Raw genomic sequence first — 15,485 nt, forward strand, 5'->3', positions numbered from 1 at the left:
ATCTCAATACCCAAGCAACCTTGAGTCTTCAGGTTGCTTGGGTATAAATAACCAAATAATAAACGTAGAGAAAAACATGAAGAAGTGGCTACTTGTTACTGCCCCATTTGTCCTGTCAGCGTGTGTAACAATGCCTGAGCCTGACTCTGAAAAAATCAATGTGCTTTGGGGCGATGCTCTTGAAATGATCGGATGTGAAGATAAAGGTGTCGTGGTTGGTTCCCAAGGTCATTGGTATGACTATTGGATGATTAACGACGGAACGTTGACGAAGGGAGCGGTGAACCAAATGCGTAACGAAGCCATGACGCTGGGTGCTGATACGATCTTACTTTATTCACCTAAGCCCTTCTCTACCTCGGTCACTTTCCTTGCTAAAGCTTACCGTTGTCAGCCATAAAGCCACATCACGAAGATCAATAAAGAACTGAACGCGGCAGTGGTCTGCAGGTGTGGAAGCCAGCGCTTGATTTCATGAGAAATCGAGTGATCTTCGATCTGCCCGCTTATTCCTTGTCGAGTCCAACGTTGAACATTGGGATGGAAGAAAAGATACACTTTTACCAAGGAACCAATCAGTTGCTCATACCACAGTAGTGGGACGAAAATTGGGTGAAACTGTCCGGATTGCACAGAGATTAAAAGTACATTCACACTGCGCGTTGCGATCACCCAGAACAGATAAGCGATCACCACTTTTGTTCCCATGTAAGTTGCGACAACCAATGCCAAGGATGGACCAATTAGCGTCGTCCACATGCTGATACGTTGATCAAGCAAACAAAACCAGAGAAACCACCCAGCTCTTCTTGGGCCTAGCGCAATAGCGCGAATGTTACTTCTCAGCATATTGCCGTACCAGCGTGTCATCAGTGACATGCTCGTTTTCACAAAACTTCCGGATGGGGCATCTTCTAAACACGTTACGGATACATCGGGAAGATAGAGCATTTTCCAGCGTTCCTTGAGCACAAAATACCAGGTGCTTTTGTCATCGCCCGTCAGCATTCGGATTCGTCCATATCGCCAATGGTTTACGTGGTCATATCGCAAGCTATCAATAAAATCGGGTGACAGGGCTAAAGACGCGCGGTAGGCAGAAAAGCGACCTGTGAGCACGAGCACGCGATAAGTTAGGCTTAACGAGCTCATGTAGAAATGGCGCTGTGCCATACGCTGGCGGTACCATTGGCGCGTCAGTGAATTGCCTTTTACGACGGGTTTATTGTGCGTCGTTAACGCACCCAGATCGTGGTAGCGCATCAAAAAACCAGAAACTTTGGTCAGAATGCCTTCGGGAAGCACGGTGTCGCCATCCATGAGGATCAGAATGCTGTCTTTGGAGACAGGGCGGTCTTCAGCTAGAAGGGTGAGAGCATCCGCCATGGTATTTCGCTTGCCCGTGCCATCTTGGTCGATGATGTAAAGGCTAACGGGTACACGTTGTTTGAGTTTATCAAACTGAGATTCGATGATACTGATATCGGCTTCATCGGTCACGCAAGCCACTGCGCGACATGCCACGCCAAAATTTCCTATTTCGTCAATCAAGGCTTTAAATACGGGGGCGCTAATCTCTGGCGTGGTTCGGTAACAGGGGATCACCAACAGAATTTCACTGGGTTTTTGAGTCATATCCGCCAGCACTGACAACGCGGGGTAGCGAACGTACTGATAGTAAAGGCCACGCAAGAGGTGAATGGTTTTCCAGCCATAGCGCCAGATACCGATAATTCCAAGTGTGTATAGTACTTCAGGCTGCACTTTGTCAGAAGGCAATATGGTGTAAATTGCCCAAAGCCCCAACAGAAGTCCGCCAAAGAATAGCCACCATAAGATAGTCACATGACGTGGGTCATCACGGTGAAAGTTTTTGACGACTAACTTATTCACATTCATAGGTTAAACCAATGTTTGAAAATATCTTTCCAGCCAACAGTTGCCACCACCGTCACTGGTTCATTGACGATAGAATCACGGTCAGAGTCTGAAGGCAGTATTTTAATCAAGGTGTATTGTTGTAGTCGTGGAAGGGTTTTCGGTAAGCCACTGAGTGACTCGCCTTCTTCATTGTATATGTCACTATTAGACGCACTGTAGTATTGGATGTGGTCAACGGTGCCTACCAACTTCTCGTCTCTGCTGGCGAGTCGATACTCAACAGGCATGCCAATTTTAATTAGCTCAGCGCCTTCGAGTGGCATAAGTGCGAGGATAGAGCGCGCAGTCCGATTTTCTTGGGAAATCGGAGATAACTCGAACACGGAAGTACCAGTTTGAACCACCTGACCATCAGAAGCATTGATAGTCACGATATAACAATCACAGGGTGCGTAAGCGAGACCACGAGTTTTAAGGCGTTCAATTTCCTCAAGGACTTGGTCTTTTTTGGTGATCAAGATATCGAGTTTACTTTGTACTTCAAAGGGTGAATTTAAATCACCTTGCGCTTCTCTTGGCGGCACGCCAATTAAAATCTGATCGAGCTTGTGTTCGATGTCTTCAATCAGATTATCCATAGAGATTATCTGGCGTTTGATCTCAAAGGTTTCGACACGCTCTAGCTCACGAGAGACTTCATCAACCGTGCCTCTTTTAACGCCATTAACATAGAGTGCCAAAATGCGCTCCCTTGTAGCGAGCTCATCTTCAAGTAATTGCTTTTTATTGGTGACGAGTTGAAGTTCGCTAAAGAGACGTGAGTTGTAACGAGCCACCGACTCTTTACTTTGGCGAAGCAGCGTTTGGAGATAGTTGATTTGGCTGTTAATGCCGTTCAGTAACTGGGTGTCTCTTGCCAATAAGTCTGTCCCTTCATCGGTGAATACCGTGAACAGCAGTTCACCTTTCTTCACGAGCTGGCCGGGCTTGTAGTCTCCTAATCGTAAAACGCCGTTGTTATAACTGCGTTGTGTAAGTACTGGCTGGCTGACGGCAGCATGTTGGGAGGTAATGGACAAAACTCGAGTTTGGATCATCAACGCGGCAGTCACAATTAACGTAAGAGAAACAAGAGCAACCAGTGCAAACCGCCACCAGTTTTGCTGCATACGCTTCACTTCTTCTTCGTGAAGCTGCGCTTTCACCCCGTACGACGTGACACTTTCTAGTGAAATTGTCTCGCCTGTCAGATAGGTATCTACAATGCTTTGCAGCGTTTTTTGGTGGCCGGAGTTTAACGAGTAAAACTGACAGCCGAGTGCATAGCCATGTTCGCTTGCTCTCATCACTTCGAATTGAACAGGGGTGGAAAAGCGGCCTACGGGAAGGTCAAAACACAGGTTGCCGTGATGCTTGTCCCCTTTTCTTCCTGGGTATTTTTCATCACCAATTGAGAAACCTCCTACACTCCACTCTTTGGTGGGGTAGAGGATGCCATCAATTTCGATTTGGGCTGCAAATTCAATTCGTGGAAACTTTCGAGCGCCAGAGCGCGATTGAAAGGTATGAATCGAACCTGTGCTAATTGCTGCAACTCCCATAATGCCTCCAGACATCGTGACTTCATATGGGGACCTGCAAATGTCGCGCCATACTTACAAGTGTCTTTTTATGAGTCAATAGTTCCAAGTTGGAACTTATTGATAAGTATATAAGTAAATGAGGGTCATGGAGAGAAATGTCAACATTTCTGCAACGTACAGGAGTGAGGCCGATGTATTTGTTCAATAACAAAGCGCCACAAATTTGCCGCTTTGTCATTTTTCCCGCCGTTTGATGAAGTTGTTAGCCGAACATTGGGTTGCAAACTGCAAGGGATGCAGATGGTTTTTCGCAAAATGAGTGTTAAAAAAGAAGACAAAAAAAAGGAGCTTTAGCTCCTTTCTTCGCGTTTTTGTGTTGGATTTGTCAGATTTTCTTGGCGCGTTCGATATGGAACAGGTGGATTTCATGAAGAATACGCTCAGAGATAATTTCTGAAATGATGCCATCAAACCGAGATTGAAGTGACTGCACCGCAGGGATCATTTGCAGAACACCCGCTTCGTTGTCCGAAGTGATTTCAACATCTAATTCTAAATCGCAGTCCAAGGTCGCGATGAAGGGCTTCATTCTTTCTAGGATGCAATTTACCATATATTCATTAGAGCTAAGATGGCAAAGTTCATCACGGATGAGTTCTGTCAGGGCGCAAGATTGCGTCGCTGGTGGCACATTCTCTGTTGGAAAATGGATAACAGTCGGCATGGCGTACTCTCTAAAAATGTTGAAATCATTAAAATTATGTTTTTTATTGTTTGAGTTAAAATTAATAAAAAAATGCCTATTTGCCTAGGCTGGCCTGAAGATAGTGGAGCTTAGTTTGCAATAATCGCAAAAAGGGTTCAAAAAGCAACCTTTTCAATCTTGCGTTATCCTTTATGTTCTACTACGGCTTAGTGGCAAGCATTCTCTCGCATAGTAATGCTGACTTATTCTGTACTTCATGCAGTAAATTTTCTGGCATGGCTGCGGCTTCTATGTCGTATTGCTCTATCTCTTTACACAGGTCGCCGAAATCAATAGCGCCAACCATAAGCGCCGCCCCTTTCATTTTGTGGGCTAGCTTTTTAACTTCAGCGAATTGCTGTTCATTCCATGCTTGTCCTAGCGCTGTGATGTCTTTTTCTTGAGTTTGAATGTAGCGGTCAACCAGCATGGCGATCAAAGCAGGGTCATCTCCTGTGGTTTCTCGTAGGGTCGAAAGGTCAAAAGAAGCGGTGGCCTGATTGTTTTCCTGAGCTTCCTGCAGCGCGACAGGGGATTCCTCGAGGTAGTTAGGGGTTACATCACTTTGGGTACTCTTTGACGCTTGAGGTGGCGCATGAGCGGACATGATGAGGTGGTCATCGGTGTTTTGACTGCTCTCTCCTGATTCTCCAATTGATGGCATTAGGTCGTTCATCATGTCGATCAAGGTTTGCTGCTTAAACGGCTTAGATATGTATTCGGTCATCCCTTCGCGCAAACAGCGTTCACGGTCTCCGACCAAAGCGTTTGCTGTCATTGCGATAATAGGCACGGCAGGTAAGTGGTTAGCCGCTTCTAGCTGCCGGATCTTTCGGGTGGCTTCATAACCGTCCATAACGGGCATCTGGCAGTCCATGAATACCATGTCGTAACGGTTCGACATAAAGCGTTCAAAGGCGATGGCTCCATTGTCTGCGATAGTGGTTTTACACCCTAACCCTTTCAATATGGTAGTAATGAGTTCCTGATTAACAGGGTGATCTTCCGCAACCAAGATAGAGAGACCATCGCGGATTAACGTACTTACTGTTTGTTTAACGCGATGGTTTTTCAGCATTAATGAATGGTAAATCGCTTCTCGAGAGTGACCCTTTTGATCAAGAGAAACAATACTCTCTAGCATTGTTGTTAGGTTGAAAATATTGAAAGGGGCGGTCAAGGCGGCTGAGATTGATAGGCTATTCTGCGTAACCGTTCCCTTTATATCAGCGAGATAAAGCACATGTTTAGTGCGTTCGCTCTGCTCTAAAGAGGCCTTAATATCACTAATGGATACGGTCTGATCAATCAACGTCATGCTAAATCCAGGCTTTTGCTCCAGCAAACGTATCGCGGCGTTTTCGTTACGGGCGCTTTCTATAGACATATTATGAAACGCAAGATACCGCTTAATATTGTTGAGTTGACTGACACAACGAGACACCAAAAGCACTCTCTGGCGTTCGAGTAACGGGGACGGTTTGACGCTCTCTAATGTGGTGGGTTGTGATACGCCAACGCTTAAGCGCGTTGTAAATACAGAACCTTGTCCAATGTGGCTATCAGCACCAATTGAACCGCCGAGTAAATCCACAAATTTACAACATATTGGCAGACCAAGCCCTGTGCCTTGATAGCGCCGCTTGCTGGAATTATCGATCTGAGAGAAGTTTTCGAAGACTTTCGCAAGGTTTTCCTCACTGATACCAATGCCGCTGTCCGTCACTGTAATTTCGATATCGCATTTATCACCAGTCCGACGCAATAGGTTGATTGAAACGTCGACAAAGCCTGAATCTGTAAACTTAGCCGCGTTACCGGCAAGGTTGACGATGATCTGTCTCAACTTGGCAAAATCAGACACCAATTCTGGTGGTAGGGTGGGGTCGATATAAGAGGTAAAACAAACCTCTTCTTTGACTCTTGGGGCAACGATGTTGGTGACATTTTCCATGAGCTCCGTCAGCGTAAAGGCCTCTTCTCTGACGGTCATTTTACCGGCCTCTATTTTGGACAGGTCTAGGACGTCATTAATGATATCGAGCAGCGCATTCGCTGAGCTTGAAATCGTGTCGTTGTAGTGTCGTTGCTCGTACGACAGTTGGGAATTATCTAGGACTTCAGACATACCAATGATGCCATTTATCGGCGTGCGAATTTCGTGACTCATCATGGCAAGGAAATTGGATTTCGCTTCGTTGGCGTGTTCCGCTTCTTCCTTGGTCTTGATCAGGGCTTCATTCACTTCTTGGTTCAATTGCGTTTGTTTGTCTGAATACAACATGCTGCAAATGCTTTTTACTACAGGAGAAATCCAGTTGATTTGCTGGTCTGAATAGGGTTCTTCTCGTCCTGCGAGGACGATAACACCAATGGCTTCGCCCTTGGTGATCAAGGGTAGTAGTGCGTAGTTCGGACAAATAGTGCCGTCCTCACTGCTGGCCGGTGCAGTGTCGGATGAAAACTCAGTTCGTCTCTGGCTAATGGCAGATTCAGCAATCGGTAAAAGGTGGTCTGGCAGGTGGTCGAAACTGCTAGCGAGTCCGGCAATTTGATGTTTAAAAAGGAGTTTTTGCTCGCCATTTTTAATTTCAAGCATCGCAGTGACTTTACTGTCAGTGAACGTTGCTAACACGATCAGGGCTTTTCGGAACGAACGTTCTGAATTTCCTGTCGTCATGTACATGTCTTGTACCGTGTTGAAGACAGAATATAAGGCATTGCTCCGGCTGAGTTTGGCTTCTGTATTGGATTGCTGAGTAATGTCTCGGATGTTAAGAACCACGTAATAGCGATTACCAATGAGCTGATTACTGGCTTTAATATTGAGAAATACGGTATCAGCGTGATTGCCTTGTTGTTCAACTCGGCTGAATTCGCCTAACGCGATTGCGCGTTCTTTAGAGTCCTCAAGGACATCGATTAAACCGGAATTCTCATCTGAGCGGTATTCATCAAGGGGCACATTTTTGAGTATTTCTTGAGGGAGCCCAACCAGCGCTTTAGCTCGGTCGTTGATGGTAATCGCTTGGCCAGAGTCATTGATGACGATGACACCGTCAGCATAATGTCGAAGAATGGATTCTAGATAGCGTTGGCTAAAGCCAATTTTTAAGACTGACTTTGCGTGCCTCCAAATGAAAAGGGAAAAAGCGAGTGTGACCACGAGAAATGCAAAGGCTAAGTAAGTGCGCGTTTGTTCAACGATACTTAAGGCTTTTTGTGCACTAAATTCAACGATAAGCCCTACGGGGTAGCTATCATGCCATTGCCAAACACCAATTGATTGGTGGGGGAGATGGCCGTTAAACCCTTGGGTGTTAAGCATAAAGGCGTTTGATTGAGAGCTGAGTAAATCAGAAGGTGTGGCATGTGCTGTGGCCTTTGGAGCCGATTCGAGATTCATGGGAACAGTTGACGAAGTGGTTGATGCGGCAACCACGTTGCCTAATCGATTAACCGCGAAAGCAAAACGTGTTGTGTCTCCATTATGTGTTTCGAAAAGCTTGTTGAAGTCGTGGCTATTTCTTGTGACCAGCAAGATAGGGGCTGAAAACGCGGGCTGTTCGCTATGCGTAAGCACCGTTCCCATGGTGATAGTTGGCTTAGCGGTAGGGCTATTTAAATTCTCTGGAGGCGCGACAAACTGCGTATTCGACAAGATAGTAGAGGCGTGGCGCTGGTAAGATTGGATGACAGCATTTTCGTGTTCTGGGTTAAGGTTTATCACTAACTCTCCACTCGGGGAGAAAATAGCGATGTTACTAAATTGAAAGCTGTCTGCATAAAGCTCTAACGCAGTATAAATCGAATCTTCGGCGTGCAGTTTTCTTCCTTCGTAGACGCCGGTGTCTCTCAGAATTCTGAGTACTTGCTTATCACTTGCAATGATTTTCAGCTCTCTCTTTCTGTGCTCTTGCCAATCACCGATCGCGCTGTTCAAACTGACGATTTCGGCCTGCAAAAAGTAATTCAACTTTTGTTCAGTATCTTGGTAGATAGACCGGTAAAACCACAGAAAAGAGAGCAGTAATAGAATGATTACTGCGCTACCGCTGAGAAAGAGTTGTGCGAGTGTATGGCGAGATTCACGACTGGAGAGCAACAAGTTCGTATGCATTTCTTCCTCGCTAGCCACCTTGGGAGAAGGTTGATTTGTATTGTGTGTCTTCCTGAACGACGTGTTTCACCCACCAAAATCGTAACAGCCTGAAGAAGTCTGTTTTATAAAAGCTCGGATCTGCTTGGCATTTTAATACGACGAATTCTGCTTGCTTTAATAACCTTGCATGGATGTCTCGATGGATTTTCAGACGAGCGTATTCGTGTTCTTCCAAGAGGGCTTCTTCGCGGGAAATGTGCTGGCTGACGTAGTGTTGAAATCGCTTCGAAATATCTTCAAAAACAGCCCCCTCTTCATGGCTAACAATCAGATCGTAGGTATCGTTAATGATGTTCAATAGACCTTTATTGCTGGCATCTAGCTCGTCGTTACCGACGGAAAAACGGTCCTGCCACTTGATGAATTTTTTTCGGTTATCTTCCTTCGGTGGGACAAACGGTTCGGTAGATTGAGGCTCAAAGTTGCTGCTGGACGCTACTATGGGCTCGGGCTTTTGGCCATGGATCAACATATCGAATTCTCTAAGATCTTCGTCGTTGAAGGCCACCGTTCCGTTGACTTGAAAGGCCGTAGATTTAGCCGGATCTTGTTGGTACATCGAAAAATAATGTTCGACGGTTTTCTTGGGTTTAGCTTGTTGAGTGAGCTGATTGATGCGTTCTTGTAAAGATTGTCGATTGACAGGCTTGACCAAAAAAGCATCAACATCGAATGAGATACATTGAGCGATGACACTTTCCGACGCGTTTGCAGTGAGAATGATAATAGGGATGTCGTGAGGCAAACCATATCGTCCGCTTCTGATCAGGCGCAGCATCTCCAGACCATCAATGGGCTCCATTTGTAAATCGGTAATGATGAGAGACGGCCTGGAGTGATAGAGTTTTGATATTGCATCAGCGCCGTCAATGGCCATGACGCATTCTTTAAATCCAAGCGACGTCGCCATGATCGCGATTGTTTCGCGAATCATCTCGTGATCATCAACGACAAGGCATCTCTCTAACATCTAGGGTTCCCAATAAAATACTTTTACCTATATAAGGGATAGCCTATATCGCTGATTTTTCAATAAAAGAGACGGATGTCTCATAACTATTTTTTTTGTGTTTGAGGAGAGTCTCGTTCTGGCAATGCTAACGAATAAACCAAAAGAAAATCATCGAAATAACAACCGTCGTTAATGTATTTAAACGAAGGAGACTAAGCAGGCAAACAAAGACCCCAGCGATTAAAAATGGGTTTTGAAAGGAAATATCTAAATCGTTTTGTGGAAAGACCAAAAACGGCACCGCAATTGCTGTGAGTACCGCGGGCGCACTGTATTTCAAAATACGTTGCATGACGGGAGTCACACGAAAAGGAATGCTCTTAGAAAGGAAGAAATAACGCACGGAAAACGTAATACATGCCATGCCGATGATCATTGACCAAGTACTCATGCCTCGCCCTCCTTATTGAGTTTCTTTGGTGGCAGGATGTTTTCACATAGAAAACCTGACACCATGCCAATAATGGCTGCAACAATTAGCGCATTGTTGATCCCCGTAAGAGTGAGCAGCACGATGGCGATGGCAGAGACCAACACACTCACTAAAATTGGAATGTCTTTTATCGTTGGGATAACCAAAGCGATGAAGGTGGCAGCGATAGCAAATTCCAATCCAAGCTCTTCAATATTGTCGAACTGTGTCCCCCCTAACACACCCACCAAGGTGGCAAGGTTCCAGCAAACGTAAAAAAACGTGCCAGTGATGAGTGCGTAGTAGTGATCGAAGTGGCCAGTTTTTTCGGTGTGCACAGCACTGACGGCATACATTTCATCCGTTAAGACAAACCCTAGCGCCAATCGCCAACGTAGCGGAAGCACTTGTATGTGTTGACGCAGGTTGACGGAATAGAGCAAATGCCTAGCGCTGATAACAAATGTGGTGCCAAACAGTGTGCTTGCAGGCGCACCTGCAGCCATCATGGTGACGCCTGAAAGCTGTGCCGCCCCGGCAAAAACAAGAAGTGACATTGCTTGCGCTTGCCAAGGCGTGAGCCCTGCTTGAATACCCAACGATCCGCATAGTACGCCCCAAGGTAGGACGGCGAGACTGAGGGGAAGCATGTCTGCACAGGCGCGCAGCCAGAGACGAGATTGAGAGCGAGACACGGGGAATTCCTTTTGCATGGTTATCTCTTTGATGAAAACAAGGTAGTCCCTGTTTTATCAAAAAGAGGGTGAACGAAACTTGGATGAAATTGCGCGCTGATATTGTTTAGGGGTTACGCCAATGGCGCGTCGAAAATGGCGATGTAAGTGGCTTTGGTCATGAAAGCCGCTTGTAATAGCGCAGTCTACGAGTGAGATGCCATTTTTTAGCAAGGATTGAGCAAGACGGATGCGTTGCTGAATTTGGTAAGCATGAGGAGGTAAACCGAACCGCGATTTAAATTGCCTCACAAGATGATAGGGGCTAATACCGGATAGGGCACTGAGTGTGTCGAGACTGACGGTTTCGTTTGCATGCTGGTGCAGGTAATCTTTCACCAACTCTAGTTGAGGGACGATACTCGCGATGTCTTTCGGCAATTGAGGGCGCTTATTGAAGCGACAGGCAAGAGTCAGCAATAGGTGATGAGCGAACGTTTCGGTCAGCAGTGTGTCTTCGGTGTTGCGCAGCAATGAAAACAGCGTCAGGAGTTGCTGCGAGAGCTTCGGGTCTTGTTCTACAGCAGAAGGAAAATAAGGCACATTCGATGCTAACCCGAGTTCTTTTGTTACCGCTTCAAACTGGGCTTCGGTTGGATACATGGCTTCGTAGGCCCATCCCCCTTCACTGGCGGAATGTCCATCATGAATTTGGTCGGCGTTGACCAGAATAATGCTACTGGTGGGCGCGATATGATAGCCGTCATTACGCCAAAAACGCTGCGCGCCATGGCGAATAACACCGACGGTGTAACCTTCATGTGTGTGGCGTGAAAACGCCTGCTTCTCGTAGGTTGCTTGAAGTATTTCTAAACCGCCAAGCAAAGGTGAAGCGTCAAACTTTGCATGTTCCATTGCAGACCTATCTCGCTTTAACCTTTGTAGTATAAAGCAAGGCAGTCAGGATTTTTTGTACAAAATTGCGATGTTTCTGGAAATTATACCCAAACAACCTGACGCCGTGCATCTTCAGGTTGTTTGGGTATAAACAAAACGAAGAAAGGACGCCCGAGGGCGTCCTTTTAAATTCTCTGCGGTTAGAAAAATTAAGCTTTTTCTACGTTTGCAGCTTGTGGGCCTTTTTGGCCTTGCTCGATTTCAAATGTTACTTGTTGGCCTTCAGCCAAAGTTTTGAAACCGTCGCCAGTGATAGCGCGGAAGTGTACGAATACGTCTGGACCATTTTCTTGCTGAATGAAACCAAAACCTTTTTCTTCGTTAAACCACTTCACGGTACCGGTAGATTTAGACATGTTGTCTCCTGAATATATTTCTATCTATTACTTTGCAAATAAGCATGTAGACCTACTAATGAATCATTTATGGTGGCAAATTTTACGAATATCTTCAGGACAACTTACTTATGCGAAGGTAGTGTGTAACGAAGTGAGTATTCAATTGCAGCATAAAACGCTCTATTAACCAGGCCGAACAATATTACCACAGAGAAGCCGATTGTATAGCTGGTGTCGGTCATCTCTGCATCACCTTGTGCGTTTTGTCATCAAGCTCGCGGCATAAAGCACGTGATTGATAACACGGTGCACTTTCTAAAAATAGTCGTTAATTGAAGAAAAGAAAGTGAGTTACTTCTCGAAAACTGAAAAAAAACTTCAATTTTTTCTATTAATCAATTGCTTATATATTTACAGCAAATGTTGTGTTTCGTGTGCTCTGGACACTTATCTTCTGATTTATCAGCGTATTATATTGAAGATGCAGCACTCAGCGAGCTTGACTAACGTTATGATCAAGGCGTTCCTTTGCAGATGTAGTGATCTCCATTAAAAGAGATAACACCGGGCTTGGCGTCAGTAAACTCGCCCAAGGTATGCACTGATTAGGGCTCGTAGAATTCGATAGTATTTGTCGCTTGTTTCAAGCGGAGGATGATTGTGAAAATAGGTTTAGATTTAGGCGGCACCAAAATTGAGGTTATGGCGATCACTGATTCTGGCGAAGAAGTTTTTCGACAACGAGTCCCTACTCCTCAACATGACTATCAAGGGACGTTGCAAGCGATTAAAGGGCTTGTGGACGAAGCAGAAAAAGCGGTTGGTGAAACCTGTACCGTGGGGCTAGGTATTCCTGGCACGTTATCGCCCGTTACTGGCTTGGTTAAAAATGCCAATTCAGTGTGGCTGAACGGTCAACCACTGGATGTCGATTTGGGCCGCCTGCTAGGCAGAGAAGTCCGTATTGCGAACGATGCCAATTGCTTCGCGGTATCGGAAGCCGTTGATGGTGCTGGTTCCGGCAAACACCTTGTGTTTGGTGTCATTATCGGCACGGGTTGTGGTGGTGGTTTTGCCATCGATGGACGTGTTCATGTTGGTGGCAATGGTGTGGCAGGAGAATGGGGACACAATCCGTTGCCTTGGCAAAATGATGCTGATGCCCATCATTCGGCGTCGATCCCTTGCTATTGCGGTAAGCCGGGCTGTATGGAAGTGTTTATCTCGGGAACGGGTTTTTGGAAAGACTTTGAACTGATGACGGAGAAAACGCTGCGTGGTGCGGACATTATGCAATTAGCAGAGCAAGGGGATGCCGAAGCAGAAGCTTGTATTCAGCGTTATGAAGATCGCTTAGCTCGTGCGCTTGCTTCAGTGGTTAATCTTATCGATCCTGATGTTATTGTTCTTGGCGGCGGAATGTCGAATGTTGATCGTCTATATACTAACGTTCCTAAGTTGATGTCTAAGTGGGTGCTGGGTGGTGAATGTGCAACACCAGTACTCAAAGCGAAATACGGTGACTCAAGCGGTGTGCGTGGCGCCGCGTGGCTATGGTAATCAAGTTGTAGCCTTCACCAACAAATATCGATGGGGAAGAGAATGCGTGTATCAGCATGGATTCTCTTCTCTTCTCTTCTCTTCTCTCCTCTCTCTTTGTATTTCCCCTTCTCTTCGTATTGATTAGGTTGTGCGCCCGTCTCGTTTTTCTGACTTATGACCCTTTGATTTTTATTTATCGAGGTCTAGTCCCATTTTGCATATGTTGATGCTTTTGTCGCCGTTTCCATTCGTTATGATGGGCTCAGATTTCAAATGGTTATAAGGACTTACAATGGACGTTTTTGAGTTATTACCGCTTTTACTGAATACATGGGTCATTTTGGCTGTGCTGGTGGTCATCTTCCTGCGGTCTTCAGTGAAGTTTGTTCCTCAGAACACGGCGTATGTGATTGAGCGCTTCGGAAAGTACAACAAGACTATGGAGGCTGGGCTTAACTTCCTTGTCCCGTTTATTGATCGCATTGGTTATGTTCGCACGTTAAAAGAGCAAGCATTTGATGTTCCAAGCCAATCAGCGATCACTCGCGACAATATTTCACTGATTGTCGATGGTGTGCTTTACATCAAAGTTGTTGATCCCGTTAAGGCGTGTTATGGCGTAGATGACTATATTTTCTCTGTCACGCAATTGGCTCAAACCTCTATGCGTTCAGAAATTGGCCGTATGGAATTGGATAAAACGTTCGAAGAACGTGAAAGCTTGAACACAGCGATTGTTAGCGCAATCAATGAAGCGGCACTGCCTTGGGGTGTGCAGGTGCTTCGTTATGAAATTAAAGACATCGATCCACCGCGCTCTGTTTTGGATGCGATGGAACGCCAAATGAAAGCCGAACGTGAAAAACGTGCTGTTATTCTTGAATCGGAAGGTGCTCGTCAGTCAGAAATTAACGTGGCTGAAGGTCATAAACAGGCTCGCGTATTAGCGGCAGAAGCGGAAAAATCCGAACAAATTCTGCAAGCAGAGGGTGAAGCACAAGCGATTCTTGCGGTTGCACAAGCACAAGCCGAAGCACTAGAAGTCGTTGGACGCACGGCGTCAACGGAAGAAGGTCAAAAGGCGATTCAATTGGATCTTGCTGTCAAAGCGATTGAAGCCAAGAAGGCGATTGCGAAAGAGTCTTCTGTGGTATTGCTGCCTGACAGTCAATCAAGCGCGGCTGGTGTCGTTGCTGAAGCAATGAGTATCATCAATACCTTGAATGCAGGGAAAAAATGATGGATGTAATGGCGTATATTCAAGAAAACTTGGCTGAAGTAACTGTGATCTTGGGGCTTGTCTTTTTGATCGTGGAAGTCTGGCTGCTTGGGTTGTCGACCATTGTTTTACTAGCGTTGGGTTTATCCACCGTGACCACTGGCGTATTGGTGTGGTTTGGGGTGTTGCCTGCGACGGTATCTGGCGTGGTTGCCGCGTCAGGTATTGGCGCTGGGGTGCTAACGGCTGCACTTTGGCTACCAATGAAGAATTCGCAAAAGACAGTTAAACGTGAATTCAATATTCACAGTGATTTGATCGGACTGAATTTCGTGTTGGACGCTGAATTAGACTCTAGCCACCCTGGCACTGTGCGATACTCGGGCGTCAATTGGAAACTTGTGCTTGCTCCGAATTACCATCAAACGACATTACCAATCGGTGCGTCAGTTAAAGTGGTTGCGGTTGATGTGGGCAAGTTTACTGTTGAACCAGTTGAAAGTGCGGCTGAGTAGGCCCTGCTAAGTGGAGTATTGCTTAGCTCTTAATTGTTTAGTCCCACATTGATAAGGCATACAGCCTGAAGGTTTGAGGAGAAAGTACTGGCTTGAAGGTCAGTATTTTCTCATTTTATATAACCCCCAATAGCTTCACTTTCTGAATCATCTCCTCTAAAAATACTTTTTGTACCTCATTGGTATACTTTTCGTCTCTTTATTCACAGTCTCGTGGCTGCTATTTTTCCTAGATGAATATATTCCCAATCTATCTGATGGTCGGTGAAATCGAACATTGTCTGGTTACTTGGGTCTCGTTAAGGCTATGTGTCGCCGCGTCTTCAATTCTAGTCACCTTGTTTATATTTTCGTTAGTTCGGCTAAGGTAAATAGATAGGCGTTTTCATTTTGTGCACTAAATGAATATCTACTTTCAAATCGCGCATGGATCGTGGCCTTGGAT

Annotated in this window: 13 protein-coding genes; 4 read left to right on the forward strand and 9 right to left on the reverse strand. The window is 45.7% G+C overall.

Annotated elements, in window-relative coordinates:
- Nucleotides 1-76: 76 nt before the first annotated feature.
- On the forward strand, nt 77-400 hold the full coding sequence (locus Q365_RS0102015; RefSeq protein ID WP_028021770.1) for a DUF4156 domain-containing protein: 324 nt from the start codon (nt 77-79) through the stop codon (nt 398-400).
- On the opposite strand, the gene Q365_RS0102020 is transcribed toward Q365_RS0102015, so the two are convergent.
- The 9 genes from Q365_RS0102020 to cspE form a co-directional block, all read right to left on the reverse strand.
- A complete protein-coding gene (locus Q365_RS0102020) occupies nt 391-1,899 on the reverse strand; it encodes a glycosyltransferase (RefSeq protein ID WP_028021771.1) in 1,509 nt (502 codons plus the stop codon). The two genes, Q365_RS0102015 and Q365_RS0102020, sit on opposite strands and share 10 nt — an antisense overlap.
- Nucleotides 1,896-3,482 (reverse strand): HlyD family secretion protein, encoded by a 1,587-nt coding sequence (locus Q365_RS0102025; protein WP_028021772.1) that lies wholly within the window; start codon nt 3,480-3,482, stop codon nt 1,896-1,898. The genes Q365_RS0102020 and Q365_RS0102025 overlap by 4 nt, the downstream gene beginning before the upstream one ends.
- 367 nt (nt 3,483-3,849) lie before the next feature.
- Nucleotides 3,850-4,188, reverse strand: a complete 339-nt coding sequence (locus tag Q365_RS0102030) for a hypothetical protein (RefSeq protein ID WP_028021773.1) — start codon at nt 4,186-4,188, stop codon at nt 3,850-3,852.
- 181 nt (nt 4,189-4,369) lie between these two features.
- Complete coding sequence (locus Q365_RS0102035; RefSeq protein WP_028021774.1) at nt 4,370-8,329, reverse strand: response regulator; 3,960 nt, start codon at nt 8,327-8,329, stop codon at nt 4,370-4,372.
- Between the two features lie 10 nt (nt 8,330-8,339).
- On the reverse strand, nt 8,340-9,341 hold the full coding sequence (locus tag Q365_RS0102040) for a response regulator (RefSeq protein WP_028021775.1): 1,002 nt from the start codon (nt 9,339-9,341) through the stop codon (nt 8,340-8,342).
- Nucleotides 9,342-9,468: 127 nt separating this feature from the next.
- Complete coding sequence (locus Q365_RS0102045; protein ID WP_028021776.1) at nt 9,469-9,774, reverse strand: AzlD domain-containing protein; 306 nt, start codon at nt 9,772-9,774, stop codon at nt 9,469-9,471.
- Nucleotides 9,771-10,508, reverse strand: coding sequence for an AzlC family ABC transporter permease (locus Q365_RS0102050; protein ID WP_051563709.1), 738 nt, complete (start codon nt 10,506-10,508; stop codon nt 9,771-9,773). Before Q365_RS0102050 ends, Q365_RS0102045 begins: the two co-directional genes overlap by 4 nt.
- Nucleotides 10,509-10,547: 39 nt before the next feature.
- Nucleotides 10,548-11,384 carry an AraC family transcriptional regulator gene (locus Q365_RS0102055; protein WP_028021778.1) on the reverse strand — a complete coding sequence of 279 codons (837 nt, stop codon included), beginning with the start codon at nt 11,382-11,384 and terminating at the stop codon, nt 10,548-10,550.
- A 191-nt stretch (nt 11,385-11,575) separates the two neighbouring features.
- A complete protein-coding gene (gene cspE, locus Q365_RS0102060) occupies nt 11,576-11,782 on the reverse strand; it encodes a transcription antiterminator/RNA stability regulator CspE (RefSeq protein ID WP_016959796.1) in 207 nt (68 codons plus the stop codon).
- Between the two features lie 642 nt (nt 11,783-12,424).
- On the opposite strand from cspE, the gene mak reads away from it, so the two are divergent.
- The 3 genes from mak to Q365_RS0102075 all read left to right on the forward strand — a co-directional run bounded on the left by mak (nt 12,425) and on the right by Q365_RS0102075 (nt 15,040).
- Nucleotides 12,425-13,324: a fructokinase gene (gene mak / locus Q365_RS0102065; protein ID WP_028021779.1), complete on the forward strand. Its 900-nt coding sequence runs from the start codon at nt 12,425-12,427 to the stop codon at nt 13,322-13,324.
- A gap of 274 nt (nt 13,325-13,598) precedes the next feature.
- Nucleotides 13,599-14,546, forward strand: a complete 948-nt coding sequence (locus Q365_RS0102070; protein ID WP_028021780.1) for an SPFH domain-containing protein — start codon at nt 13,599-13,601, stop codon at nt 14,544-14,546.
- Nucleotides 14,546-15,040 carry an NfeD family protein gene (locus tag Q365_RS0102075; protein WP_028021781.1) on the forward strand — a complete coding sequence of 165 codons (495 nt, stop codon included), beginning with the start codon at nt 14,546-14,548 and terminating at the stop codon, nt 15,038-15,040. The genes Q365_RS0102070 and Q365_RS0102075 overlap by 1 nt, the downstream gene beginning before the upstream one ends.
- Nucleotides 15,041-15,485: the final 445 nt, after the last annotated feature.

It is taken from the genome of Enterovibrio calviensis DSM 14347 (genome assembly GCF_000621165.1).
GTDB classification, from domain to species: Bacteria; Pseudomonadota; Gammaproteobacteria; order Enterobacterales; family Vibrionaceae; genus Enterovibrio; species Enterovibrio calviensis.